23 protein-coding genes, 1 tRNA gene and 1 pseudogene are annotated in these 25,631 nt (G+C 68.9%); 12 read left to right on the forward strand and 13 right to left on the reverse strand.

Annotation, left to right across the window (positions count from 1 at the left end):
• Positions 1 to 97 precede the first annotated feature (97 nt).
• Positions 98 to 880, forward strand: a complete 783-nt coding sequence (locus GY24_RS09575) for a hypothetical protein (RefSeq protein WP_104475424.1) — start codon at positions 98 to 100, stop codon at positions 878 to 880.
• A 140-nt stretch (positions 881 to 1,020) separates the two neighbouring features.
• Here GY24_RS09575 and GY24_RS09580 read toward each other — a convergent pair whose 3' ends face one another.
• The 3 genes and pseudogenes from GY24_RS09580 to GY24_RS09590 all read right to left on the reverse strand — a co-directional run bounded on the left by GY24_RS09580 (position 1,021) and on the right by GY24_RS09590 (position 2,915).
• A complete protein-coding gene (locus tag GY24_RS09580) occupies positions 1,021 to 1,833 on the reverse strand; it encodes a GIY-YIG nuclease family protein (RefSeq protein WP_104475425.1) in 813 nt (270 codons plus the stop codon).
• A 157-nt stretch (positions 1,834 to 1,990) separates the two neighbouring features.
• Positions 1,991 to 2,407 (reverse strand): annotated as a pseudogene (locus GY24_RS18225) (restriction endonuclease); the annotation flags it as partial.
• 435 nt (positions 2,408 to 2,842) lie between these two features.
• Positions 2,843 to 2,915, reverse strand: a tRNA-Val gene (locus GY24_RS09590).
• A 101-nt stretch (positions 2,916 to 3,016) separates the two neighbouring features.
• Here GY24_RS09590 and GY24_RS09595 point away from each other — a divergent pair.
• Positions 3,017 to 3,733 carry a hypothetical protein gene (locus GY24_RS09595; RefSeq protein ID WP_104475443.1) on the forward strand — a complete coding sequence of 239 codons (717 nt, stop codon included), beginning with the start codon at positions 3,017 to 3,019 and terminating at the stop codon, positions 3,731 to 3,733.
• Between the two features lie 16 nt (positions 3,734 to 3,749).
• Here the strand turns inward: GY24_RS09595 and GY24_RS09600 are convergent, their stop codons facing one another.
• Positions 3,750 to 4,226 carry a peroxiredoxin gene (locus tag GY24_RS09600; RefSeq protein ID WP_104475427.1) on the reverse strand — a complete coding sequence of 159 codons (477 nt, stop codon included), beginning with the start codon at positions 4,224 to 4,226 and terminating at the stop codon, positions 3,750 to 3,752.
• A gap of 220 nt (positions 4,227 to 4,446) precedes the next feature.
• Between GY24_RS09600 and aceE the strand changes: the two genes are divergently transcribed.
• From aceE to GY24_RS09630, 6 genes are all read left to right on the forward strand, one after another.
• Entirely contained in the window at positions 4,447 to 7,173 is a 2,727-nt protein-coding gene (gene aceE / locus GY24_RS09605) for a pyruvate dehydrogenase (acetyl-transferring), homodimeric type (protein WP_104475428.1), read from the forward strand.
• Between the two features lie 6 nt (positions 7,174 to 7,179).
• On the forward strand, positions 7,180 to 8,397 hold the full coding sequence (locus tag GY24_RS09610; protein ID WP_104475429.1) for a PucR family transcriptional regulator: 1,218 nt from the start codon (positions 7,180 to 7,182) through the stop codon (positions 8,395 to 8,397).
• A 96-nt stretch (positions 8,398 to 8,493) separates the two neighbouring features.
• Positions 8,494 to 9,411 (forward strand): ACP S-malonyltransferase, encoded by a 918-nt coding sequence (locus GY24_RS09615; protein ID WP_104475430.1) that lies wholly within the window; start codon positions 8,494 to 8,496, stop codon positions 9,409 to 9,411.
• A gap of 36 nt (positions 9,412 to 9,447) precedes the next feature.
• Complete coding sequence (locus GY24_RS09620) at positions 9,448 to 10,452, forward strand: beta-ketoacyl-ACP synthase III (RefSeq protein WP_104475431.1); 1,005 nt, start codon at positions 9,448 to 9,450, stop codon at positions 10,450 to 10,452.
• Between the two features lie 65 nt (positions 10,453 to 10,517).
• Positions 10,518 to 10,766, forward strand: coding sequence for an acyl carrier protein (locus GY24_RS09625; protein WP_047410294.1), 249 nt, complete (start codon positions 10,518 to 10,520; stop codon positions 10,764 to 10,766).
• Between the two features lie 92 nt (positions 10,767 to 10,858).
• Complete coding sequence (locus GY24_RS09630) at positions 10,859 to 12,094, forward strand: beta-ketoacyl-[acyl-carrier-protein] synthase family protein (protein ID WP_104475432.1); 1,236 nt, start codon at positions 10,859 to 10,861, stop codon at positions 12,092 to 12,094.
• Positions 12,095 to 12,159: 65 nt separating this feature from the next.
• Here GY24_RS09630 and GY24_RS09635 read toward each other — a convergent pair whose 3' ends face one another.
• Positions 12,160 to 12,681, reverse strand: coding sequence for a DUF3145 domain-containing protein (locus GY24_RS09635; protein WP_083364057.1), 522 nt, complete (start codon positions 12,679 to 12,681; stop codon positions 12,160 to 12,162).
• Between the two features lie 127 nt (positions 12,682 to 12,808).
• On the opposite strand from GY24_RS09635, the gene GY24_RS17485 reads away from it, so the two are divergent.
• Both GY24_RS17485 and GY24_RS09640 read left to right on the forward strand, forming a co-directional pair.
• Entirely contained in the window at positions 12,809 to 13,048 is a 240-nt protein-coding gene (locus tag GY24_RS17485; RefSeq protein WP_133161156.1) for a hypothetical protein, read from the forward strand.
• 102 nt (positions 13,049 to 13,150) lie between these two features.
• The gene (locus GY24_RS09640) at positions 13,151 to 13,696 is read left to right on the forward strand and encodes a PadR family transcriptional regulator (RefSeq protein WP_104475433.1); all 546 of its coding nucleotides are present in this window, start codon (positions 13,151 to 13,153) and stop codon (positions 13,694 to 13,696) included.
• An 18-nt stretch (positions 13,697 to 13,714) separates the two neighbouring features.
• On the opposite strand, the gene GY24_RS09645 is transcribed toward GY24_RS09640, so the two are convergent.
• Positions 13,715 to 15,454, reverse strand: a complete 1,740-nt coding sequence (locus tag GY24_RS09645) for a bifunctional 3'-5' exonuclease/DNA polymerase (RefSeq protein ID WP_233279295.1) — start codon at positions 15,452 to 15,454, stop codon at positions 13,715 to 13,717.
• A gap of 170 nt (positions 15,455 to 15,624) precedes the next feature.
• Between GY24_RS09645 and GY24_RS09650 the strand changes: the two genes are divergently transcribed.
• On the forward strand, positions 15,625 to 16,344 hold the full coding sequence (locus GY24_RS09650; RefSeq protein WP_233279296.1) for a putative protein N(5)-glutamine methyltransferase: 720 nt from the start codon (positions 15,625 to 15,627) through the stop codon (positions 16,342 to 16,344).
• A gap of 38 nt (positions 16,345 to 16,382) precedes the next feature.
• Here the strand turns inward: GY24_RS09650 and GY24_RS09655 are convergent, their stop codons facing one another.
• From GY24_RS09655 to GY24_RS18230, 4 genes are all read right to left on the reverse strand, one after another.
• A complete protein-coding gene (locus GY24_RS09655; RefSeq protein WP_407662169.1) occupies positions 16,383 to 17,150 on the reverse strand; it encodes a class II glutamine amidotransferase in 768 nt (255 codons plus the stop codon).
• Between the two features lie 196 nt (positions 17,151 to 17,346).
• Entirely contained in the window at positions 17,347 to 18,663 is a 1,317-nt protein-coding gene (locus GY24_RS09660) for a threonine/serine exporter family protein (RefSeq protein ID WP_104475437.1), read from the reverse strand.
• Positions 18,664 to 18,784: 121 nt separating this feature from the next.
• Positions 18,785 to 20,032 carry a ScyD/ScyE family protein gene (locus GY24_RS09665; RefSeq protein ID WP_161498718.1) on the reverse strand — a complete coding sequence of 416 codons (1,248 nt, stop codon included), beginning with the start codon at positions 20,030 to 20,032 and terminating at the stop codon, positions 18,785 to 18,787.
• Between the two features lie 176 nt (positions 20,033 to 20,208).
• Positions 20,209 to 20,337 (reverse strand): zinc-binding dehydrogenase, encoded by a 129-nt coding sequence (locus tag GY24_RS18230; protein ID WP_407662170.1) that lies wholly within the window; start codon positions 20,335 to 20,337, stop codon positions 20,209 to 20,211.
• Between GY24_RS18230 and GY24_RS18080 the strand changes: the two genes are divergently transcribed.
• Positions 20,302 to 20,538, forward strand: a complete 237-nt coding sequence (locus GY24_RS18080; protein ID WP_233279297.1) for a hypothetical protein — start codon at positions 20,302 to 20,304, stop codon at positions 20,536 to 20,538. The genes GY24_RS18230 and GY24_RS18080 overlap by 36 nt on opposite strands.
• Here GY24_RS18080 and GY24_RS09675 read toward each other — a convergent pair.
• The 3 genes from GY24_RS09675 to GY24_RS09685 all read right to left on the reverse strand — a co-directional run bounded on the left by GY24_RS09675 (position 20,535) and on the right by GY24_RS09685 (position 25,572).
• Positions 20,535 to 21,737, reverse strand: a complete 1,203-nt coding sequence (locus GY24_RS09675) for a metal-dependent hydrolase family protein (protein ID WP_104475439.1) — start codon at positions 21,735 to 21,737, stop codon at positions 20,535 to 20,537. The two genes, GY24_RS18080 and GY24_RS09675, sit on opposite strands and share 4 nt — an antisense overlap.
• A gap of 81 nt (positions 21,738 to 21,818) precedes the next feature.
• On the reverse strand, positions 21,819 to 23,522 hold the full coding sequence (locus GY24_RS09680; protein ID WP_104475440.1) for a hydantoinase B/oxoprolinase family protein: 1,704 nt from the start codon (positions 23,520 to 23,522) through the stop codon (positions 21,819 to 21,821).
• Positions 23,515 to 25,572 carry a hydantoinase/oxoprolinase family protein gene (locus tag GY24_RS09685; RefSeq protein WP_104475441.1) on the reverse strand — a complete coding sequence of 686 codons (2,058 nt, stop codon included), beginning with the start codon at positions 25,570 to 25,572 and terminating at the stop codon, positions 23,515 to 23,517. The genes GY24_RS09680 and GY24_RS09685 overlap by 8 nt, the downstream gene beginning before the upstream one ends.
• Positions 25,573 to 25,631: the final 59 nt, after the last annotated feature.

A 25,631-nucleotide genomic window follows, 5' to 3' on the forward strand; every position in this document is an offset into this window, starting at 1 on the left:
AAGCTTCCGGTGCGCCGGGATCGGCGATCGTACCGGGACATATAGGCTCCACTGAGTTCAATTTAGATGAGTCCCCGCGGGGGTTTAGGGGAGCCCCATGGCTGACGTAGAAGTCAAGTACGAGACGACGACCGCCACAACCGTACGCGGCATGGAGGCACGCTCCATCGAGAAGGCAAAGCAGGACGGCTGGGAATTCGTATCCCAGACCGAACTCCCTTTGCTTCGCACCCAGCTGAGCTTCCGTCGCGTGAAGCCCAAAGTCAACTGGACCCCATTCTTGATACTGGGTGGCGTGGTCGTAGTCTTGGCCAGCATTATCACCGTGATGAGCATCGTCACTGGCGGGGACGACGAGGCGGCGTCTGTTCCAGGGGCACCCACTGCGACCGCGGAAGCCGAAGCGGAGGCCGAGGTGAAATCGGAGCCTGCCGCTGAGGTGTCCGTCTACGAAGGCCCCGCATACGAACTCATCACCGCTGAAGATCCGATTGCCGAAGGCGGCCTGAAGCAGTATTGGGTGCTTACCGACAAGCTCGACTATTCGAACCCCGGTTTCAAAGAGCAGGTCAAGCTGATCATCACCGATGTCACTCGTGCTGCAAAGACGACCGACATCATCGTGCAGATCGTCACCGATGCCGAGATCATCGAAGCGGAGTCGTACTCAACATTTGAGAGCTACTCGGCGACACACGATGCGGATCACATGAAGAACGTGCTCTTCCCCAAGCAAGCGACCGACTGGGTCGCCTGGTACGCGGGCGGATACGACTACGATGAGGTCGCTCTGACTGGGGCTGATGACACTTATACGATCGACTGGCTGCCCCTGGGCTACGAGGGCCACGAGAAGTGGAAGCCGCTAGCTGAGGGCTAACCTTTTGGCCAGATAGCTTGCCTCGCTCCGTGAGATGCGCCGGCAGTTCGCGAGCGACACGCCTACGCCGACCGGGCGACCTCTTCCTGTGCGGTATCTGTGCTGCACGAGGCCAGGCGGCTACGGCGAGCCGCCTGGCCCTAGCCTCCGTTCAGACCATGCCCACGCGTGTCCAGAGCCACCTTGAAGTGGTTCTCTGCAGCATCGATCACCGGTGTAGGTGTCGCCGGGTCGAATACACGCAGGAGCGAGAAGCGGAAGCTGGCCGGTTGGAGTCCGCGGAGCATGACGTTGCCACCGTGCCCGTTGGCCGCATATGTGCCCCACCGCTGACGGATGTTCTCGAGGCCATCCGCTTTTCCAACGTACTGGCGCCCGTCGCTGGTGTCAGTTATCAAACAGATACCGGCAACCGATGCGAGTGCGGTACGCCACGAGGCGTACCGGTGTTCACGCATGACCGCCTGGAGTTTCGCATGATCGAGGACGAGCCTGTCAAACCCGGGGAAGGGCACCGGCTCCGAATCGGCGATGCCCATTACAGGGAGGCTCGCCGCTGTGTTGGCCCATACCCACCAGGCACGCGGCGACCTCCATCCGACTACGAGCCGGTTTCGAAGGTCCGTCATGTGATCTGACTCGATCACGTCGAAGATCCGACGCACCCCGTCATTGGCAATCTCGCCGCGGTTCTCGACGACGCCCCAGAGCCGGGCCTGGTCACCGCCCTCTTTGGTGAAGACGATCCAAAAACGAGGCGGTACCGCCGGGAACCTCTGCGTGTTTGCGGACTGGTTTCTCGTGTACTGGAGAATCTCCGCGTCGGTGGAGTCCGCGTGTATGCCTGGTAGACCGCTGTCCTCATGGGTTCGCACATACGCGTGTCGGATCACCAGGGCATCAGCGAGGTCGATGCCCGCGTCAAGGAGAATCGGGCCAGTCGTTAGCGCCATCCGGGGCTCCCTCTTTCAGTTCGATCCATTGTGCCGTGACGTTCACACATTGCGAGACGTGGAGGTCTGGAATCTCGCGACCCGGCCAGGCACACGCGAATGTTTGAACAGCTGGTTGGGACGCGGAACGACAGCGGTTCGATCGTCGATTACGGCGTCAGGCCCGGCCTGCTTCAACGTCGTTCCTCCACTTCGGATACTGACACGTGTCGGGTACAGCTGCACTGGCAAAATCAGGTGTGAGGTCGGTCCTAGGCGCCAGCTGAGCCCCATTTCCAACCGCGCTGAACCAGAACGAAAGCACCCCTGCGGCTTCCGCGAACTTGATAGCTTCGTCGGTGTACCGGCAAGTCGCGAAGAAGATTGTCTTCCTCTGCTCCGCTGCCTCAATAGCAGCGATCTGTCGCACCGCGTCAATGCCGATGGATCCGGTCTTCGCGTCGTAGATCTTTACCTGAGCTACAAACTGACCCGACGTGACTTCAACACCGCCGTCTGCCCCACCTCGGGTCGTCTCAGCGTCGCGTACCCCCAGCCATCGCATCCAATCCCGAGCGACCTGTTCTGCCCCTTCGTGGGAAGTCTTGTGTGGCTATTTCAATGGCCTGGAGAACTCCCGAGTTAAGCAAAGCAGCAGGAGTCCCGGGATTGAGGTCAAAGCTGTTAGTACGTGGCTTGGGCACGCCGACACCGCGATCACGCTCCGCGTCCACCTCCATCGGATGGAGACCGCCGCCGACGCTCAGCCGATGACCGCGCTCAACGATCGGGCGAGGGCGCCGAACGCGGAGGTACGAGTTCTACGGAAGGTTGCCGTGCACAGCGCCTAGACATTCCACTGAAACGCCCTCCGGATTCCGGTGGGCGTTTTGTTTTGAACGTAACCCAGCTATCTGCAACACTCTGGCGAAGCTCGCCACCGACACCTCACCGACACGCGGCCAACATCTGGGCCAAAACACCGCCGGATCAAACAAAAAACCCCCGGGTTTACCGGGGGTTTTGCGTGTGGGCCCTACCGGGCTCGAACCGATGACATCCACGGTGTAAACGTGGCGCTCTACCAACTGAGCTAAAGGCCCATTGCGCGCAATCACGCGCAACGACTCAACTACCTTACCGACATTTTCGGATGCCGCGCGCCACTGGCCCCGCCTGCGCATCGCTGCCTACACTCATGGTCATGCGCATCTCGCCGGCGAAGGACGATGGTCGCGACGCCCAGGAGCGCCGCTCGGAGACGCGCTGGCCGGCGTTCGCGGGGCTGGTCGTCGCGCTCCTGCTCTACGTGAGCGTGCCGAACCCCGACACGGTTGTGCTCCGCCAGGTTGCCACCGTGATCCTGCTGCTCATGTTCATCCCCCTGGTGATCCAGAACCCGCACCGCCTCACCCGGCAGACACAGTGGTCGCGTTGGCTGTCGATCAGTTTTGCCGCGCTCCTGGTGATCGCCAACCAGATCAACGTCGCCTACGTCATCCGCTCGCTCATCGACGGCTCGGCCAACGGCCCCACGCTGCTCCTGACGGCCCTGCAGGTGTGGATCACCAATGTGATCGCCTTCGGCCTGTTGTACTGGGACCTCGATCGCGGCGGCCCCGTCGCCCGCGGAAACCTCGAACGCAGCCAGCTCCCCATCGCCGACTTCAAGTTCCCGCAGGACGAGAGCAGCGACGACGTCGACGAGATTCGCCGTGTCTCCGCGCAGGCCGCGGACTGGCGGCCCGGCTTCGTCGACTACCTCTACGTCTCGCTGACCAACATGATGGCGTTCAGCCCGACGGATGCCATGCCGATGCGCTCGCGCACCAAGCTGATCATGTCGGCCCAGGCGCTCACCGGGTTCGTCCTGCTGGCGCTCGTCATCTCGCGGGCGGTCAACATCCTCGCCGCGAGCTAGGCACCGCCCGGCGCGTCTACGCGGCGGGCCGCTCCGCCAGCTCGGCGAGTGCGCTCCGGTAGGCGTCCAGCTGCCTGGCCTCGCCCGGCGCCGTGACGAAGTGGGCCCGGATGACGCCGGCCTTGTCGATCAGCACGGTGGCGCGGGTCGCGAAGCCCTTCTCCGGCAGGAACGCGCCGTACTCTCTGGCAACCTCCCCGTGCGGCCAGAAATCGGCCAGGAGCTGGAAGTCGTAGCCCTCCTGCTCGCCCCAGGCCCGCAGCGCGTACTTGGAGTCGACGGACACGCCGATGAGCTCGACGTCCTGCGCGGCGAACAGGGCGAGGTTGTCGCGCAGCTCGCACAGCTCCCCCGTGCACGTACCGGAGAAGGCGAGCGGGAAGAACACCAGCGCGACGGACTTCTTCCCTCGGAAATCACTGAGCTTCACGCCCTGACCCCACTGGTTGGCCAACTCGAAATCGGGGGCGGCCTGCCCAATCTGCAGCGTCACTCTGGGGCTCCTGTTCTGATTCGGCCCGGATATCGCCGAATGCACGCCTCGATCGTAGCCGCCCGGTGTCGGCGTACCCGAAATAGAATCAATAGGATGGCGTACTGTGCCCGGTCGCGACCCGACCTGGTTTTCGCTTGTGTTCAGATTGTTTTTGAGCGCGCTGACACGGCCTGCCCTGCACACGCGATCGGTACTAGAACAAAGAGAGAGGTCGACTGTGACTGTCAACGACCAGGACCCTTACTCGGTCAACAACGTGGACTCCGACCCGGAGGAAACGGCCGAGTGGGCCGAATCGCTCAACGCGCTTGTCGCTGCTCACGGGCACGAACGCGGCCGTGAGATCATGCTGAGCCTGCTGAAGCGCTCCAAAGAGCTGCACCTCGGCGTGCCCATGGTTCCGACCACGGACTACATCAACACCATCGCGCCTGAGGACGAGGCAGCCTTCCCCGGCGACGAGGGCATCGAGCGCCGCTACCGCGCCTGGCTGCGGTGGAACGCCGCCGTCATGGTGCACCGCGCACAGCGTCCCGGCATCTCCGTCGGCGGCCACATCTCGACCTACGCCGGAGCGGCCTCGCTCTACGAGGTCGGCTTCAACCACTTCTTCCGCGGCCAGGACCACCCGGGCGGCGGAGACCAGATCTTCATCCAGGGCCACGCCTCCCCCGGCACCTACGCCCGCGCCTACCTCGAGGGCCGCCTGAGCGAGCAGCAGCTCGACGGATTCCGCCAGGAGAAGTCCCAGGCCCCGTACGGTCTCTCCTCCTACCCGCACCCGCGCCTGATGCCCGAGTTCTGGCAGTTCCCGACCGTGTCGATGGGCCTCGGCCCGATCAACGCGATCTACCAGGCGCAGACCAACCGCTACCTCACCAACCGCGGAATCAAGGACGCCAGCGACCAGCAGGTCTGGGCGTTCCTCGGCGACGGCGAGATGGACGAGGTCGAGAGCCGCGGCCAGCTCCAGGTCGCAGCCAACGAGGGCCTGGACAACCTCAACTTCGTCATCAACTGCAACCTGCAGCGCCTCGACGGCCCCGTCCGCGGCAACGGCAAGATCGTGCAGGAGCTGGAGAGCTTCTTCCGCGGTGCCGGCTGGAACGTCATCAAGGTCGTCTGGGGCCGCGAGTGGGACGACCTGCTCGCCCGCGACACCGACGGCGCCCTGCGCACGCTGATGAATGTCACCCCCGACGGTGACTACCAGACCTACAAGGCTGAGAACGGCGCCTACGTCCGCGAGAACTTCTTCGGCCGGGACCCCCGCGCCCTCGAGCTCGTCAAGGACCTGAGCGACGACCAGATCTGGGGCCTCAAGCGCGGCGGCCATGACTACCGCAAGATCTACGCAGCGTTCAAGGCGGCATCCGAGCACAAGGGCCAGCCGACCGTCATCCTGGCGAAGACCGTCAAGGGCTACGGCCTCGGACCGAGCTTCGAGGGCCGCAACGCGACCCACCAGATGAAGAAGATGACGCTGGACAACCTCAAGACGTTCCGCGACGCGATGCACATCCCGATCACCGACGCGCAGCTCGAAGAGAACCCGTACCTGCCGCCGTACTACAAGCCGGCAGACAACGACGAGGCGATCCAGTACCTGCACGACCGTCGTCGCGAGCTCGGTGGCTACCTGCCGGAGCGCCGCAGCGCGCACACGGCGATCTCGCTGCCGGATGACTCCGCCTACGCCATCGCGAAGAAGGGCTCCGGCACGCAGGAGATCGCCACCACCATGGCGTTCGTCCGACTGCTCAAGGACCTGATCCGTTCCAAGGACTTCGGCCACCGCATCGTGCCGATCATCCCGGACGAGGCGCGCACCTTCGGCATCGACGCCTTCTTCCCGACGGCGAAGATCTACAACCCGAACGGCCAGCACTACACCTCGGTCGACCGCGAACTGCTGCTCGCCTACAAGGAGAGCCCGCAGGGCCAGATCATCCACGTCGGCATCAACGAGGCCGGCGCCCTGGCGTCGTTCACGAACATCGGAACCAGCTACGCCACCCACGGCGAGCCGCTGATCCCGTTCTACGTGTTCTACTCGATGTTCGGCTTCCAGCGCACCGGCGACGCCATTTGGGCCGCCGGGGACCAGATGGCCCGCGGCTTCATGATCGCCGCGACCGCCGGGCGCACGACGCTGACCGGCGAGGGCCTGCAGCACGCCGACGGCCACTCCCTGGTGCTCTCCGCCACGAACCCGGCCGTCGTCTCCTACGACCCGGCCTACGGCTACGAGATCGGACACATCGTCCGCAGCGGCCTGGAGCGCATGTACGGCGGGGCGCACGAAGACCCCAACGTCATGTACTACCTGACCGTCTACAACGAGCCGATCATCCACCCGGCCGAGCCGGAGGGTCTCGACGTCGACGGCGTCATGCGCGGCATCTACAAGCTCAAGGACGGCGCGGCCGCCGGCCCGAAGGCTCAGCTGCTGGCATCCGGTGTCTCGGTCGCCTGGGCCCTCGAGGCGCAGGAGCTGCTCGCCGCTGACTGGGGCGTGTCGGCGGATGTCTGGTCGGTCACCTCGTGGAGCGAGCTGCGCCGCGACGGCCTGGCCGCCGACGAGCACAACTTCCTGTACCCGGAGGAAGAGCCCCGCACGCCGTACGTCTGGCAGAAGCTGGGCGCGGCCCAGGGCCCGTTCGTCGCCGTGACGGACTTCTCGCACAGCGTGCCGGACCAGATCCGCCCCTTCATCCCCGGCACCTACGCGACGCTGGGAGCCGACGACTTCGGCTTCAGCGACACGCGTGCCGCCGCCCGCCGCTACTTCAAGATCGACGGACCGTCGATGGTCGTCCGCACGCTGCAGCTGCTTGCAGCACGCGGCGAGGTCGACCCCGGCGCACCCGCGCAGGCGATCGCGAAGTACCGTCTGCACGACGTCAACGCCGGCACGACGGGCTCAGCCGGGGGCGAGAGCTAACAAACCGTGGCGACGAGGCCGAAGACAAAAGAAGAGACGCTGGCTTGGCTGCGCACCCTCTCCGGTGAGCTGTCAACCACGACGTTGAAGCGTCTCGAGGAGACGCTGCCCTGGTATGGCGACATGCCACCGGGGCGGCGCTCCGCCGTCGGCCTCGTCGCGCAAGCGGGCATCACCTCGTTCATCTCCTGGTACGACGACCCGGCCTCCACGCCGTGGATCGCCGCGGACGTGTTCGGGGCCGCCCCGCGCGAGCTCCTCCGCTCGGTCAGCCTGCAGCAGACGCTGCAGCTGATCCGTGTCGTCGTCGAGGTCGTCGAGGAGCGGATCAAGGACCGCGGCGAGGGCCTGCACGAGGCGATCCTGCTCTACTCGCGGGAGATCGCCTTCGGCGCCGCCGACGTCTACGCCAGGGCCGCAGAGGCCCGCGGCCTCTGGGACGCGCGCCTGGAGGCCCTGGTCGTCGACTCGATCCTCTCCGGCGAGTACGACGACGAACTGCCCAGCCGCATCGCCGCGCTCGGCTGGCACGGCCACGGCGAGGTCTCCGTGCTCGTCGGAACCACGCCGCGCATGCTGGACGTCGACCAGCTGCGCCGCGCAGCCCGGCACATGTCCGCCGACGTGCTCATCGGCGTGCAGGGCAACCGGCTGGTGCTCGTGATCGGCCGCTCTCAGCCCTCACCGGGGGCCAATGCCGACACGGACGACGAGTCCAAGCCGATCGAGCCCGTCATCAGCTTCATGGAGATGGCCGTGCAGCTGGAACCGCACTTCGGCCAGGGCCACCTCGTGCTCGGCCACGAGGTGCCGAACCTGGTGGACGCCTCCAAGAGCGCCAAGGCGGCACTGGCCGGCTTCGCCGTCGCCCACTCCTGGCGGCACGCACCGCGCCCGGTGCAGGCCGACGACCTGCTGCCGGAGCGCGCCCTGGCCGGCGACCCGCTGGCCCGCGCCACCCTCATCCACCGCATCTACCGCCCGCTGCAGGCGCACTCCACCGAGCTGCTCACCACCCTGTGGTGCTACCTCGACAACGGGCGCTCGCTCGAGGCGACGGCGCGCGAGCTCTTCGTGCACCCGAACACCGTGCGCTACCGCCTGAAGCGCGTCTCCGAGGTGATCGGCTGGGATGCCACCGGCGCCCGCGAGGCGCTGATTCTGCAGTCCGCGCTCATCATCGGCTCCATCAGCGACCACGACGGCCTGCGCCGACGCCGCTGATTAGCCCCCCGATTTGTGCGAGATTCACAAGGGTCTCGCCGATACGCTGTCGATGCTCCACATCACAGCACGGCATGAGATTGGCAAACTAGAGAAGTGATCGTCGTCGTCTGCCCTGGACAGGGCTCCCAAACCCCCGGTTTCCTCGAGCCCTGGCTGGCCGAACCGCAATTCGCCGAGCGCCTGCGCGGCCTCTCGGATGCAGCGGGCACCGACCTGCTCGCCCACGGCACCGTGAGCGACGCCGACACCATCCGCGACACGGCCGTCGCCCAGCCGCTCATCGTCGCGGCCGGCATCCTCACCCTGCAGGCCCTGCAGGCCGGCGGCCGCCGGGACAAGATCGCCGGCATCGCCGGGCATTCCGTCGGTGAGATCACCGCGGCAGCAGGCGCCGGCATCCTGAGCGACGAGGACGCGATCCGCTTCGTCGGCGAACGCGGCCGCGCCATGGCATCCGCCGCCGCCGCCCAGCCCACCGGCATGAGCGCCGTCCTCGGCGGTGACGAGGCCGAGCTCCTCGCCCGACTCGCCGAGCTCGGCCTCGAGCCGGCCAACTACAACGGCGGCGGCCAGATCGTCGTCGCCGGCGCCCTGCCGGCACTCGCCGCCCTCGCGGAGGAGCCGCCGGCCAAGGCCCGCGTCATCCCGCTGCAGGTCGCCGGCGCCTTCCACACCCGGTACATGCTCCCGGCCGTCGCGCACCTCAGCGAGGTCGCCGCGACCCTCAGCCCGAGCGACCCGACCCTCCCGATCTGGACCAACAACGACGGCACCCGGGTCGAGAGCGGCTCCCGCTTCGTCGAACTGCTCGTCGGCCAGGTCTCCTCGCCCGTGCGCTGGGACCTCTGCATGGAGTCGTTCGCGGCAGCTGGCGTCACCGGCATCATCGAGCTGGCCCCGGCCGGCGCGCTCACCGGCCTGGCCAAGCGCGCCCTCCGCGGTGTGCCCACCGTCGCCATCAAGACCCCCGATGACCTGCCCGCGGCGTTCGAGCTCCTCGACAACGCGTAGTCTCACACTCCTCCACAGCAGATCGGCTTTCAGACCATGACCCGTCCCACCCTGCAGCAGTCGCACGGCCCGGCCCACACCCGCATCTACGCGGTCGGCGCGGCGCGCGGCTCCGTCGCCGTCACGAACGACGACATCGCCGGGCCCATCGACTCCTCCGACGAGTGGATCCAGCAGCGCACCGGCATCATCACCCGCACCCGTGCCACGGCCGACGTCTCGGCGCTCGACCTGGCCACGGATGCCGCCCGCGAGGCGATCGAGCGCAGCGGCATCGCCCCCGAGCTCATCGACGCCGTCATCGTCGCCACCATCAGCAACACCCAGCAGTCGCCGTCGATGGCCGCCGTCGTCGCCGACCGTGTCGGCGCGAACCCCGCCGCCGCCTACGACGTCAACGCCGCCTGCGCCGGGTACGCCTACGCCGTCGCCCAGGCCGACGCCCTGATCCGCGCGGGCGTCGCCCACTACGCGCTCGTCATCGGCGCGGAGAAGCTCTCCGACATCGTCGACCCCACCGACCGCAGCATCTCGTTCCTGCTCGGCGACGGCGCGGGCGCCGTCGTCATCGGCCCGAGCGACTTCGCCGGCATCTCCCGCACCGTCTGGGGATCCGACGGCTCCAAGGCCGCCGCAGTCGGCATGAACCACACGCTGGTCGAGTACCGCGACGGTGCGTCCGAGTGGCCCACGCTCCGCCAGGAGGGCCAGACGGTCTTCCGCTGGGCCGTCTGGGACATGGCGAAGGTGGCCAAGGAGGCCCTCGCCGCCGCCGGCATCACCGCCGACGACCTCGCCGCCTTCATCCCCCACCAGGCCAACATGCGCATCATCGACGAGTTCGCCAAGCAGCTGAAGCTGCCGGAGAGCGTGGCCATCGCCCGCGACATCGCGACGACCGGCAACACCTCGGCGGCGTCGATCCCGCTGGCCACCCACCGCCTGCTCGAGGAACACCCCGGGCTGAGCGGCGGCCTCGCCCTGCAGATCGGCTTCGGCGCCGGTCTGGTCTTCGGCGCACAGGTCGTGGTGCTGCCCTAACAATCCTGCCGTCCCCCTAAACTAGGTGGCGGTCAAACGAAACACCCCCCTCAAGGAGAAAACACATGGCATTGTCCACCGAAGAAGTTCTTGCCGGCCTGGCCGAGCTCATCAACGACGAGACTGGCATCGCGACCGACACGGTTGAGCTGGGCAAGTCGTTCACCGACGACCTCGACATCGACTCGATCTCGATGATGACGATTGTCGTCAACGCTGAAGAGAAGTTCGACGTCAAGATCCCCGACGAAGAGGTCAAGAACCTCAAGACCGTTGGTGACGCTGTCACCTTCATCGTCGGAGCCCAGGCTTAAGACCCCTTTCCCCGTCTGGCGGGTCGGCTCAGCCCGACCCGCTTGACCGGGCATGCCCGCTTGTTCCTCACTGCGTGGAGAGTTTGACCGTTATGACCAAAAAGATTGTTGTTACGGGTATCGGTGCGACGTCGCCCCTCGGCGGAACCGTATCCGAGACCTGGGAAGCGCTGCTCGCCGGCGTCTCCGGCGCCGAGACGCTCCCCTTCGAATGGGTTGAGCAGTACGAGCTTCCCGTGAAGTTCGCCGCCCGCGCGAAGGTTCGCCCCGAGGAGGTCCTCGACCGTCCCGTGGCGAAGCGCCTCGACCCCTCGGCACAGTTCGCCCTGATCTCGGCCATGGAGGCGTGGGCGGATGCCGGCGCACCCGATGTCGCCCCGGAACGCCTGGGCGTCGACTTCGCCACCGGCATCGGCGGCATCTGGACCCTCCTCGACGCGTGGGACGTCCTCCGAGAGAAGGGCCCCCGCCGCGTCCTCCCCATGACCGTGCCGATGCTGATGCCGAACGCGGCCTCCGCGGCCGTGTCGATGCACTTCGGTGCGCGCGCCTTCGCCCGCACCGTGGCCTCCGCCTGCGCCTCGAGCACCGAGTCGATCGTGAACGCCTACGAGCACCTGCAGGCCGGGTACGCGGACGTCGTCATCGCCGGTGGCACCGAGAGCGCCATCCACCCCATCACCATGGCGTCCTTCTCCTCGATGCAGGCGCTCTCCAAGCGCAACGACGACCCGTCGCACGCGTCCCGGCCGTACAGCGTCGACCGTGACGGCTTCGTCATGGGCGAGGGCGCGGCCAGCCTCGTGCTCGAGACGGAAGAGCACGCCCTGGCCCGCGGTGCGCGCATCTACGCCGAGGTCGCCGGCGGCGGCGTCACCGCCGACTCATACCACATCACCGCCAACGACCCGGAGGGTCGCGGCGCCAGCCGCGCCGTCGAGATGGCGCTCGAGCTGGCCGGCGCCCGCCCGGAGGATGTCACGCACATCAACGCGCACGCCACGAGCACGCCCGTCGGCGACATCGCCGAGTACGCGGCGCTCAAGGCCGTGTTCGGTGAGCGCGTCAACGAGATCCCCGTGTCTGGCACCAAGGGCGCAACCGGCCACCTCCTCGGCGGCACCGGCGCACTGGAGGCCATCTTCACGATCCTCGCGATCACGAACCGCGTGGCACCGCCCACGATCAACCTCACCACGCAGGACCCCGAGATCCCGCTGACCATCTCCGGCCAGCCGATCCCGCTCGGCGACGGCCCGCAGCTGGCCATCTCCAACTCCTTCGGCTTCGGCGGCCACAACGCCGTCGTCGCGTTCCGGAGCATCTAGCCCCGGAGCCCCGACGCTCAGAAGGCCCGCACGGTATTCCGCGCGGGCCTTCTGCGTCTGTGGGGTCAGCCGGTCTTGTGCAGCCAGACCACCGGGGCGAAGTCGCTGGCGTAGCGGTACACGTCCAGCTCGTCGTCCCACTCCTGGCCGAGGGCGAGCCGCAGCTCCCGGTGCAGCTCCAGCGCGTCGGTCCCGGCGCGCGCCATGGCCGAGCGGATCCGGTCCTCCGGCACGACCATGTTGCCCGCGCTGTCGATCTGCACCCAAACGATGCCGAGGCTCGGCGTGTGCATCCAGCGGGACCCGTCGGAGCCGCTGCCGGCATCCTCGGTCACCTCGAAGCGCAGCTGCTCCCAGCCGTGCAGGGCGGAGGCGATGGCAGCGCCGGTGCCGCGCTCGCCCTCCCAGTAGAACTCGGTGCGCAGGGCGCCGTCGAGGGCGGGCTGCCCGGCCCAGTCGAAGTTCACGGCGCGCTCAAGGGCTCGGCCGACCGCCCATTCGACGTGCGGGCACATGGCCTTGGGCGCCGAGTGGACATAGATGACTCCCCGTGCGGGGCTCGCCTGACGGGCTGTGGGTGCCGTCATGTTCTCTCCGTTTCCTCTGAGGTGCGTCTTCCCCAACGACCTCTGAAACGGCTTCCCCAACGGGCACTTCCCCGATTATGCCCTGAGAGTGCGGCCAGCGTCTAGCCTCTGCGGCCTCGCATGGGGCATGACTGCACCCCTTCTCCTGCTGCACGCGTGGGGGCGTGGACCGTCGACCAACGCCGGGACGACGCCGCGGCGCCCCGCACGCTCGCGTCGCTGGCGGCGGAGGCGCTGGCGTTCATGGATGCCGCCGGGCTGCCGCGCCGTGCTGCTCGGCTCCTCGAGCGGCGGCTACGTGGCCCAGCAGGTGGCGGTGGTCGCGCCGGAGCGCCTGGCTGCGGCGTTCGTCTCGGCACTGGCATAGCCGCTCCGCCCCGGAATTCCGCGCGCCCAGCGTGGCAACACCCCGGCGCACCGCGTGCTGCATAGGCTCGAGGCACGAAGTGGGGTCGATGAGAGGAGCGGGATGTCGGTACGCGAGAGCCTGCTCGCCGTGCTCACCTTGGGGCCGGCCTACGGGGCACAGCTGCACGCGGAGCTCCTCTCCCGTCTCGGCCACCGCCGCGACATCAACGTCGGCCAGATCTACGCCACCCTCGACCGCCTCGGCAAGAGCGCCCTGGTGCGCGACGCCGGTGCCACCGCAGACGGCCTGCCGCTCTACGCGCTGACGCCCTCCGGCACGCTGGCCGCCAGGGAGTGGCTGAGCGTCGTCGGCCCGGGGCAGCTGGACTGGAACGAGATGCTGGACCAGCTGCTGGTCGCCTCCTCGCTGCCCGGTGCCCCGTTCGCGAGCCTGCTCGCCCAGCACCGCGAGCTCTGGGGCGCGCCGCTGCTGCGCGAGACCGAGCCGGAGTCCGCGCAGGGCGCCCTCGCCGCGGCATCCGAGGAGGAGCTGCGCGCGGCCGCCCTGCGCTGGCTCGACGCCTGCGAGGCGGCAGCCGCCGGCACGGCGCTCGCCCGTCCGCTCAGCGAGTCCCGCCCCCGCCGCGGGCGGCGCCCCGCGGCCTGAGCCGCAGTTGAGCCGGGGCTATTTGGCCTCGGAGTAGCGGTCGACGACCGCGATGCCGAGCGGGAAGTCCACCGGGAAGTCGCGGAACAGTAGCCGGCCGGCGAAGGCGGCCGCCTCGGTCACCGTCTGGGCGACCTCCTCCGCGTGCTCCTCCGGCGTGTGCACGATGATCTCGTCGTGCAGGAAGAACACGAGGTGCGGGAGGGACTCGAAGACGGCACCGGATGCCGTGGCGAGGCGCCCCGGCGGGGTGCTGGAGCGCTGCTCGATGGCGCGCAGCCCGTTGCGGATCTCCCCCATCCAGCAGAGCGCCCACTCGGCCGCGCTGCCCTGCACGACGAAGTTGCGGGTGAACCGGCCCCAGTCGCGGGCCCGGCTGCGTGCCCGGGACTCCTCGGCGGCGCTCGCCCCCGGCTGGCTGGCCAGGCGCTGGGCCTCCTGCCAGTCCGCGCCGGGCGCCGGCGACGAGCGGCCGAGCCAGCTGGTGACGTGCTCGCCGCGCTCTCCGGCCCTGGCCGCCTGCTCCACCAGCCGGATCGCGCGCGGGTAGGCCCGGGTGAGCTTCGGCATCAGCCGCCCGCTCTCCCCCGTCGTCGCGCCGTACATGGCGCCGAGCATGGCGACCTTGGCGTGCTCGCGGCTCTCCACCACGCCGCTGGCGACGATGCCGGCATACATGTCGGTGCCGCGGCCGGCCGCGGCCATCGCGGTGTCGGCCGAGAGGGCGGCCAGGATGCGCGGCTCCAGCTGGGCGGCATCAGCCACGACCAGCTTCCAGCCGGGGTCGGCGGTGACGGCGGCGCGGATCTGCTTCGGCAGCTGCAAGGCGCCGCCGCCGCTCGTCGCCCAGCGGCCGGTCGCGGCACCGCCCGGCACGTAGTCGGGGTGGAAGCGCTCGTCGATGATCCACTGGTCCATCCAGGTCCAGCCGTTGGCGGTCAGCAGCCTGGCCCGCTTCTTGTACTCGAGCAGCGGCTCGATCACCGGGTGGCTGTACTCGGCCAGCTCCCAGCGGTTGGTGGAGGTGATCATCAGCCCGGCGCGGTTCAGCGCCTTGAGCACGTTCGGTGGGGAGTCCGGGTTGACGCTCTGGTCGCCGAGGATGCCGCGAATGCGGCCGGCCAGCTCCTCGAGCCGGGCCGGGCGGGTGCCGTAGGGCACGCGCGGGCCGAGCTCAGCGGTCAAGAGGGCGTCGTGCACCTCGGTGCGCCACGGCAGCCCGGCGTGGCGCATCTCGGCGGCGATGAGCGCGCCGACGGACTCGGCGGCCAGCAGCAGCCGCAGCCGGCCGGCATCCGGCACCTCGGAGAGGGCCTGCAGCTGGTGCCGGTACTCGGCCGCGCTGTCCTCGCGGGCGGCGCTGCGGCCGCTGGCCATGGTCTCGCCGAGGTCGAACAGGGTGCTGTGCACGGGCGCCACGTGCGCGCTCGGCGGCTCGACCGGCTGATCCCAGGCGGTCGGCTCGGCGCGGGCGAAGGCCGTGTGCGCGGTGAGGGTCGAGTTGCGGAGGATCGCGTGGCTGAGCCGCAGGTCGTGGCAGCGCCGCACGCGCACCCCGGCGTTCAAAAGGTCGCCGTACCAGCGGGAGCTGTCGCTCCACACCCAGCGCTCCGGCTCCGGGGCGCCCTCCCGTTCGGCGACGAAGCCGGCGAGCCGGTCGAACGGCAGCACGGTGGCCTCGCCGAGCAGCTCGCCGTGCGCGTCCACGCTGCTCGCCACGACCTCGGTCGGGCTGTTGCGGGCGAGAACGATGGTCACCCACCCATTCTCCACTACCGAACGCACGTTCGAATGCCGCGACCCGCGCCGCTCGTGCATTCCGCGGCTCAAGGGTTTAGCATCGATCCGTCGAAAGGCGCGCCCTGCCCCCTCCCGAAGCCCAGTCGCTGCTGCCCGAGCTCGTCCGCGCGCTCCGGGCGGGCGGCTCCGTGTTCGCGGAGGACGAGGCCGCGCTGCTCGCTCAGGCCGCGGGCGGCGATCCCGCCCGGCTGGCGGGGCTGCTGGCGGAGCGGCTCGACGGGAGGCCGTTGGAGCAGGTGCTCGGCTGGGCCGAGTTCGCCGGCATCCGCATCGGCGTCGCGCCCGGCGTCTTCGTGCCGCGCCGGCGCACCGAGCTGCTCGCCCGGGAGGCGATCGCCGCCTGCGCCCCGGGGGCGATCGCCGTCGACCTCTGCTGCGGCAGCGGGGCGATCGGCGCCGCGATCCTCGCCGCCCGGCCCGGCGTGCGGCTGTACGCCAGCGACGTCTCGGCCGCGAGCGTCGCGTGCGCGGCGGGCAACCTGGCCGGCCGCGCCACGGTGCTGAGGGGCGACCTGTTCGCGGCGCTGCCGGGCGGCCTCCGCGGCCGGATCGATGTGCTCGCCGTCAACGCGCCCTACGTGCCGAGCGAGGCGATCGCCTTCATGCCGCCGGAGGCCCGTGAGCACGAGCCGCTGGCCTCGCTCGACGGCGGCAGCGACGGCCTCGACGTGCACCGCCGGATCGCGGCGGAGGCCGCAGAGTGGCTGCACCCGAGCTCCACCCTGTTGATCGAGACGAGCAGCGCTCAGGCCGGCGCCTCTGCGGCGTTGTTTTCGGCGGCCGGGTTCACGACTCGCATCGCGCGCGATGAAACACGCGACGCTACGGTGATCGTCGCAACGGCCTGAACGCGCCATTCGTTGTCGCCGCCATGCGCCGCACAGCGTCAGTCGTTTGTCGCGAGGAACGGCTCGTGGTGGTAACCGGAGGCATCCACGACGGCGACCGTCGATTCGGGCACCTCGTTGAAGACTCCGGGTAGGTTGTTGAGCGGTTCAGACACGATGAGCCGGGCGCGCGATCCGAACAGCTTGAGTCGTTCGGCGCCCGGGTACATCTCGCGCACGGTGTCGACGTCAACGGAATGGAACAGCGTGCGCGTGCGCCCCTGCGAGGAGTATCGGAACGCCCACACGGTGACACCGTCTGTGACGGCGAGCGTGCCCTGCATCGGAAATGCGATGCCGCGCTCACGCCCGACGGCCTCGACCATTCGGATCGCCTCCCCCATCGCCGCGATCGGGTCGTCTGTGAGGCCGAGCGTCAGCGCGAGGTTGAACAGCACCTCGGAGTCGGTCGTGCCCAGAATGGTCGGGTACAGAGACGGGTCAACGGCGAAGGTCAGGTCGCGCTTCATCTTCGCGAACCCGTCGAGGAAGCCGTTGTGCATGAACATCCAGTTCTGGTGCCGGAACGGATGGCAATTGGTCTGCTGGATCGGTGGCCCGGCGGCCGCCCGAACATGGCTGAAGAACAGCGGGCTGCGCACGCTGCGGGTCAGCTCCCGCAGGTTCTGGTCGTTCCAGGCCGGTTCGATGCTGCGGAAGAACGCCGGCGCGTCCCCCGCGTGAGCGTTCTCGGGATACCAGCCGAAACCGAATCCGTCGCCGTTGACGGTCTCGTTGCCGAGCGGCGAATCCAGCGACTGTGCCACCAGCGAGTGTTGAGCATCCAGAATCACTGTGGAGGCTTGCAGCGGTTCACCTGTGTATGCCAGCCATCGACACATTTTCGCACCTGCCTCTCGTTGCCCAGCGGTACTCAGACCGTAGACGCGGGCAACGCGCCCGACGTCACCCGAACCGGGTGATGCTCTCGATCACCGGGGGCCGGGTGGCAGCCGTGGCCGATCAGCTGAACTGGAGACCCCAGCGGCGCGGCGCGAGCCGGTAGATCTGCCGGTAGACGGCGGTGCCGGTGACGACGCCGAGCGCGATAGCCACGATCGAGCCGAGCACGGAGAAGGTGTTCACCGTCTCCAGGGCGAGGCCGAGCACCTTCTGGGTGAAGTCGATCAGGCCCGCTGCTCCGGGCACGAGGAGCCAGAAGGCCGGCAGGAAGCAGACCACGGCGGGCGGGGCGCCGCGGAAGGACTGCAGCAGGTAGGCGACGACGGTGAGCACGAGCGCGCCGACGAAGCCGCTGAAGACGGCCGGGACGATCAGCGCCGAGAGCACCTGCGCGCCGTAGGCGGCGAACAGGGTGACGGTGAGGAAGTACACGGAGCGCGGCGGGCCGCAGTAGTACAGGAAGAAGCCCAGGGCCATCAGGATGACGCCGACCCACGGCTCGAACGCGCCGAACCCCGGCCCGGTCACCTGGAGCGCGCGGGAGGGCGACAGGCCGCTGATGGTGAGGGCGGCGATGATCCCGAAGGCCAGGAGGACGAGCTGGCTGGCCCCCGAGACGAGGCGGCTCGACCCGGAGATCATGTCGCCGGCGGCCAGCTCCTGGATGCCGGTGGTGAGCGCCGCTCCGGGCAGCAGCGTGACCAGGGCGGGGACGAGCACCTGCAGCGGCACGGCGAGCAGGTGCGCCTCGGCCGCCGCGAAGACGAGCAGCGCGGTCAGGAACGACATGAACGCCGGCAGCAGGGTCGCGGAGAAGGAGTTGGGCCGCACGACGAGCTTGGCTGCCCCGACCAGCGAGCCGAGGAGCAGCGCGCCGATCATGCTGGTCAGGTCGGCGCCGAGGAGGATGAGGGCCACCCCGGATGCCGCGACGCCGTGCCCGATGATCCGCACCGGCCAGCGGAACCGCGGCGGCTCGGCCCGGATCTCCGCCAGCTTGTCCAACCCCTCCTCGGCGGTGAGCTCGCCGCGCTGGGCGGCGAGGACGAGCTGGTAGACGCCGGACGCGCGGTCGAATCGCACCTCGCCGTCGTGCGGCTCCGTCGCCGCGAGCCCGCGCTCGCTGGCCTCGGTGAGCGAGACGATCATCACGGTCGGCAGCACGATGATCGACGCCTGCTCGTAGCCGAGCGCCCGGGCGACGCCGTGCAGCGTCCGGTGGATGTCGGTCGTGGCGACACCGACCGAGAGCAGGGCGCTCCCCAGGCCGACGAGGAAGCGCTGCGCCGCGGCTGGGTCGGCCTCCTCGTGGACGTCCGGGCGGTCGTCTCGGCTCCAGCGGCGCGAGATCGCGTGCCAGATCGACTTCACGTCCACGGGCGCCTCCTCCCCCGTTCATTCTCGGGCCGCGTTTCGGGGCGCTGCATCACGCGGAACGAATGAGCGCGCAGACAGAGGGGCCGGCCGCGCGGCCGGCCCCTCTGCCGTGTGCCTCTCGCTAGCGGTGGCCCCCGGAGTGGCCGTTCTGGCCGTGGTTGCCCCAGTGGCCGTTGCCGCCGTGGTGGCCGTGCCCGCCGTCATCCTCTGAGTCGTCGCCCTGCCCGCTGCCGCGCAGGGGCACCTGGGTGACCTTGCCGACCGGCTGCGGACCGGTCTCGCCGAGCACGAAGGCGTCCGTCGTCAGGTAGAGCTTGCCCTTGGCCAGTGCGATCGCCGCCGGCGAGTTGATGGCCAGCAAGACTGTCGGGGTCTTCGCGCCGCGCGGGACGACCGAGACCTGACCGGTGCCGGTCGGGCCGCCGAACAGCTCCGTCACGTACACCGTGCCGGTCTTCGGCGAGACGGCGACGCCGGTGCTGCCGACGAATCCGGTGGCGACGGTGCGAATCTCCCCGTCATCCGGGTCGATCTTCAGCACCGAACCGCGGGCGCCGAGGCTCGCGTCCTCCGGGCCGCCGGGCAGGCTGGACACGTAGAGCCAGCCGTCCGGGCCCAGCGCGATGCCGGTGGGCACCGGCTCGAACGCGTACGGGTAGCCGGCCGCGCAGGCGGGGAAGCCGAACGCGGCCACGATCTCCGCGGTCGCGGTGACCGGTGTGGCCGGCGGCAGCACCGCCGTCGTCGAGATGGTGCCGTCGTAGTCGATGCGCAGGATCGCGTTCGCTCCGGCATCCGCCACATAGATCGCGTCGTCGAGCGCGATGGACGCGTAGGCATGCGTGTCGACGACGCCCGTGTACGTGGCGGGGAGGAACGGTTCCACCGTGGGATCGAACTGGTCGGCGCAGGATTGCGGCAGCCCGATGAAGCCGTAGGTGTTGATCTGGTCGGGGTTGACCGTGCTCTCGTACGCGAAGATATCGGCGAACGGGGTCGGCGTGCCCTTCTTGCCGATCGACACCATGTTCGAGCGGGTGTGGTCTTGGGCCGCCTGGGCGTAGTAGACCGTGTTCCTCCGCACCGACACGGCGCCGATCTCATCGCCGGGCGCGCTCGCGACGACGCTCGTGGTGCCGTCCCTCCCCACCTTGTTTAGCGTGCCGGTGAAGTTCTGGCTGACGTAGACGCTGCCGTCGCGGCCCACCGCCATGCTGAGCGGTGTGAGCAGCCCGTCGGCCAGGGTGACCGGGGTGCCCGCCTGGGGCGGTGGATTGTTGTCGCGGCCTCCGGCCACTGCGGGGCCGGCGACGGCGAGCGACGCGAGCGCGAGGACGCCGGCCGCGGCGACGATGGACGTGATTCTCATTGGGTCCTCCATGATCTCGGAACGAGGTCGATCAGGGAGGCAGAGCCGGACGAGCAGGGCAACCCCCGACGACCCGTGTGCACGCGACACTGCCTTTTCGGTTGTGCCCCCAGGGCAACGGCGGGGCCGTCGCTCGGGGGGAAACCTACGCCCGGCCTCGGAGGGCGACTAGGGGGCTAGCCCTGAGTCGTGTGGGGCGTTTCGCCGCGCACGACGATCTTGCCGTTCTGGGCGTTGGACTCCATGTACCGGTAGGCGTCGATGAGCTCGTGGAAGTCGAAGACCCTGTCGATGATCGGCGCCAGCCTGCCGGCCTCGAGCGCACGCCGAGCAGCCGAGCAATCTGGAGCGCGCCGAGCCCCGCGCTGCTGGCCGCGGCGGTGATGAGCACCGTGTCGTCGGGGCGCAGCCTCGCGACCTCGACGAAGGCGAACCACGAGGTCAGGTACTGCATCCAGATGGCGGTGCCCTGCTCGAGGTCGAGGCCAGCCGGCACCCGCGGCTAGCGCTCGGCGCGGACGATGCGCCCCGCCTGGACGACGGCGCGACGGGCGTCCTGCTCCCAGAGGGCCGACGGATCCTCGAGCGGGTTCGCGGTGAGCATGAGCAGGTCGCCGTACGCGCCGACGCCCAAGTGTCCGAGCTTGTCGTCGCCGATGAGGGCCGCGTTCTCCTGCGTGAGCGAGCGCAGCATGGCGCTGGGCCCAGCGGCCTCCGTCTGCAAGCGGATGCCGCACAGCTGGTCGTCTTCGAGATCGCCCATGAGGTCGCTGCCGAAGCCCACGCGCACGCCGGCGGCCAGGGCGAGCTGAATGGCCTCCTGGCCCTTGGAGAGCACCTCGGAGTTCTTGGCGAGCGAGATCGCGTTGAGGCCGATCTCTGCGCCACGGCGGTCCATGGCGTCGTAGGCGGCCAGCGTGGGGACGAGGAAGGCGTCTCGCTCGGCCATCAGCCGGGCCGTCTCGGAGTCAATCAAGTTGCCGTGCTCGATCGAGCGGACACCGTTCTCGATCGAGTGCTGCACGGCCTCCGAGGAGTAGGCGTGCGCGGCGACGTAGCTCCCGCGACGCGTTGCCTCGTCGACGATGACGCGCAGCTCCTCCGGGGAGTACTGCGGGATGCGGATCGGGTCGGTGAGCGAGAAGACCCCGCCGGAAGTCATCACCTTGATGGCGTGCGCACCGGTGCGGAAGCGCTCGCGCACGGCGACGCGGAGGTTCTCGGCTCCGTCGACGACCTCACACATGTGGCCGTGGCTGAAGCACACGTCGACGTGCTCTGAGCGTGGGTCGCCGTGGCCCCCGGTCTGGCTGAGCGCCGGCCCGGTGAAGTGGTACCGCGGCGAGGCGAACAGATTCGCGTCGATGGCGCGCGCGAGGCCGATGTCGCCTCCGGCCACGTCGCGGACGGTCGTGAAGCCGCGCTGGAGCGCCTTCTCGAGGCGCAGGGTTCCGTTGATCGCCGAGAAGCTGAGCGGGCCGCGCTCGTTCTCGAAGCCGTCCATGCTGGTCGCGTAGGCATGGAAGTGCGCGTCAACGAAACCCGGAACGATCCAGGAACCCGAACCGTCGACGACCTCCGCGGCGGGGTCGGCGTGAGCGGCGACCACGCCATCGACGATCGCGATGTCTCGGGCGGAGAACCCCCGGCCCTCCCCCGCCCATACGTGTGCGCCGGAAATGGTCAGCGAAGCAGTCTGCGACATCTCGTGTCACCTCTCGAGTTGAGTCTCACAATTGGACGTGGGAGGGGCCCGGGCGGTCGGAGCGCCCGGGCCTCCTGACCGCTAGGCGCGGAGCGCGGCTGTTGCCACCTCGTCGACCCGGAAGTCCTCCATCATCGCTACACCGTAGTCGTTCCGCGCGGATTCCTCCGAAACGAAGCCGTTGCGCACGTCGCGTGCGACAGCGAGCGGATCGCGCTTGAACGGCAGGCCGTAGCCACCACCGCCACCCGTCGCGTTCACGAGGACATCGCCGGCGTCGAGCTTGTTGTAGCTGCCGCCCTGAATGACCTCGCGCGGCGTCCCGGGGTTCAGCACGATCCGGTTCGGGCGCCCTTCCTGGCCGCCGCCGATCGACCACGGCTCGGTCTTCGTCTTGTACACGAGGCAGATTCCGGTGGACGGGGCGGTGAAGCGGTAGGAGCGGCTGACGCCGACCCCGCCGCGGAACTCGCCCGCGCCGCCCGAGTCCGGCCGGTAGCCGTAGTGGTCGATGATCATCGACGACTTGGCCTCGAGCACCTCGACGGGGTTGTTGCGACAGCCGGGCTCCGAGAGGTGCATGATGCCGTCCTCGCCGTCGTGGTGCGCCGATCCGCCGTAGCCAACGGCCTCGTTGGTGGCCTCCTGCCACGGCTCGCCCGTCCGCGGGTTGATGCCGAGCCCCATCATCGAGCAGACATCGCCGCCGGAACAGGCCGGCACGAGCTCGGGCATGCCCTGGGCGAGGGCGCGCAGGATCACCTCGCCGGCCAGCAGCCCGGTCCACAGGGTGAAGGTCGGCATCGGGTCGACGGCGTGCATGACCGAACCGGGCACGGTGATCACCCGAAGGGGGGCGAAGTTGCCGGCGACGACGGGCGAGTTCGGAGTCGTCAACGACTTGAAGATCAGGCTCGACAGCGCGGCGGTCTGCCCGACGGGCAGGTTGATCGGGCCCTCGACGTTCTCGGCGCTGCCGGTCCAGTCGACCACCATCTCCTCGTCGCTGACGGTGACGGTGCACTGCAGGCGAACGAGCTCGCCCTTGTTGATCCCGTCGTCGTCGACGTAGTCCACGGCGCTCCAGGTTCCCTTCGGCAGCTTGGCGAGGGCCAGGCGGGCGAGCCGCTCGCCGTGCTCGTGGATCGACTCCATCACCTCGGTGAGCACGGCAACGCCGTACTTGTCGGCGAGCTCCTGGGTGCGGCGCACGCCGGTGACACACGCGGAGACCTGGGCCTGGATGTCGCCGATGGTGTGCTTGGGCATCCGGCTGTTGAACCGGATGATGTTGAACACGTCGTCGTTGCGCTCGCCGCGCCGGTACAGCTTCGAGGCGGGCATCATGAGTCCCTCCTGCGACTTGTGCGTCGAGTCGAGAACGTAGCCGGGGTCCTTCTGGTTGAGGTCCGTGATGTGCACGCGGCAGGAGGCGAAGCCGATGAGCTGGTCCTCCGCGTGTATGGGGGCGAACACCAGTGGGTCCAGAGTGTGCGCGCTCGACCAGTACGGGTAGTTCAAGATGAAGACGTCGCCCGGTTCCATCGCGTCGACGCCGAGGAACTCCATCGAGTGCTTGATGCCGGCGTCGTTGCCGCGGGTGAACACGGCGATGCCGGGGGCATCCGCGACGACGTCGCCGTTCACGTCGTGCAGGCCGATTCCGTAGTCGTGAATCTCATACACGACCGTGTTGTACGCGGTGCGGCAGAGGTTGCGGGCGATCTCCTCGGCTGCGGCGAGAAGGCCATGGCGGATGATCTCCGTGGTTACTGCGTCAGCCACGAGCGGACTCCTTCTGGTTGTTCTTGATCGAGATGGTGAGCTCGCCGTACAGGCCGACCTCGAGGCGGTCGCCGGCGTGCATCACGGTGGTGGCCGTGTGCTCGGTGATGACTGCGGGGCCCTCGACGACGTCGCCGGCCATGAGGGCCTCACGGGCGACGAGGGTGTACTCCGCGGTGCTGTCGCCGTCGAGCGTCACGGTGCGGGTGCCGGCCGGGTAGCTCTCGCCGGCGGGGCGGACGGGCGCCTTCGGCAGATCGGGCTTGTCGACGATGCCGATCGCGGACAGGCGCAGTGCCGTCGTCTCGATCGGGTCGTCCATGATGTGGCCGTACTGGCGCAGGTGCAGGCGGTCGAACTCCTCGCGGATCGCGGCCCTGGCGTCGGCGCTCCCGGCGGGGTACGGGACCGTCACCGAGTGCTCCTGGCCCGAGTATCGAACGGCGACGACGCGCTGGAACGACCGACGCTCCGCGCCGAAGCCCTCGCTCTCGAGCGTGCTGACGGCGTCGGCCTCCATCTCCGCGAACAGCTCGTTCGCGATGGCGTCGTCGAGGTCGTCGAGGTTCTGGAGGCTGGTGCGGGAGTAGTCGTGCTGCACATCGGCCATGAGCATGCCGAGTGCCGAGAACGCGCCCTGCCCCGGCGGGACGATCACCTCGGGGATGCCGAGCTCCCGCGCGACATCGACGGCGACGAGGCCGCCGCCGCCGCCGAAGGACAACAGGGAGAAGTCCTTGGGGTCGTTGCCGAGCTCGATGGTGATCGCACGGACGGCGCCGACGATCTTGGTGTTGGAGATCCGCACCATGCCGCGCGCCAACTGCGTCACCGTGAGACCGAGCTCGCCGGCGATCGCAGCGAGCGACTCCAACGACTTCTCCCGGTCGAGGGTGAGCTCGCCGCCGAGCGGCGTGTCGACACCGAGGTAGCCGATCGCGAGTGCCGCGTCGGTGAAGGTCGGCTGCGTGCCGCCACGGCCATAGGCGGCGGGGCCCGGCACCGCACCGGCGCTCTTCGGCCCCACCTGGAGCGCGCCGGCCTCGTCGAGGTAGCCGAGCGATCCGCCGCCCGCGCCGATGGTGTGGATGTACAGCGACGGCGTGTTGATGGGCAGGCCCTCAAACTCGGCGCCGTGATAGAGAACCGGCTGGCCGTTCTGCACGAGCGAGGCGTCCAGGCTCGTGCCGCCCATGTCGATGGTGATCAGATTGGGGCGGTCGATGAGCTTCGAGAATGCCGCAGCGCCGACGACTCCGCCGGCGGGGCCGGAGAGGATCAGGTGCACCGGCTGCTCGCGGGCGGCGGATGCCGTCATCGCGCCGCCGCCGGAGCGGGACATCAGGAACCGACCGGTGAATCCGCGCTGCTCCAGCTCGCTCTCGAGCGCCTTCAGATAGGTGCGCATGATGGGCTTGATGTAGGCGTCGAGCACCGCGGTGCTCGTGCGCTCGTACTCGCGGTACTCGCGGGACAGCTCGTGTGAGAGCGTGACCTCGACGCCGGGGGCCTCCTGCGCGAGGACCTCGCGCATCCGGACCTCGTGGTCTGGGTTCGCGTAGGCGTGCAGGAATGCGACGGCGACGGCGTCATAGCCGCGGCTCGCGATCTCACGGGCGACCGATCGGGCATCCTCCTCGTCGAAGGGGGTGCCGACCGTGCCGTCGAAGTAGCTGCGCTCGCTGACCTCGAACGTGTCGTACCGCTCGAGCAACGCCTTCGGCTTTTGGTAGGCGAAGTCGTACATCACCTTGCGGTCCGTGCGACCGAGCAGATAGACGTCACGGAAGCCGCGGGTCGCGATCGTCGCGATGCGCGCGCCGCTGCGCGTCAGGAGCGAGTTCAGGCCCAGTGTGCTGCCGTGGTTGAAGGTCTCGACCGTTGAGGGCGCGGCATCCGCCTTGTCGAATGCGGCCAGCACGCCGGCGGTGGGCTGCTGCGGGGTGGTGGGAACCTTCTCGAAGCGAAGCTCACCGGTCTCCGGTACGAGCTTCACCATGTCGGTAAAGGTTCCACCGACGTCGATGGCTACGCGGACATTTGTGGACATGAAGGTACTTCCTCTTGTGGGTGGTAGGTGGGGCTGCAGTTCGGTGATGGAGCGCGCGG

Source organism: Microterricola pindariensis (assembly GCF_002936985.1).
Classification (GTDB): Bacteria; Actinomycetota; Actinomycetes; order Actinomycetales; family Microbacteriaceae; genus Microterricola; species Microterricola pindariensis.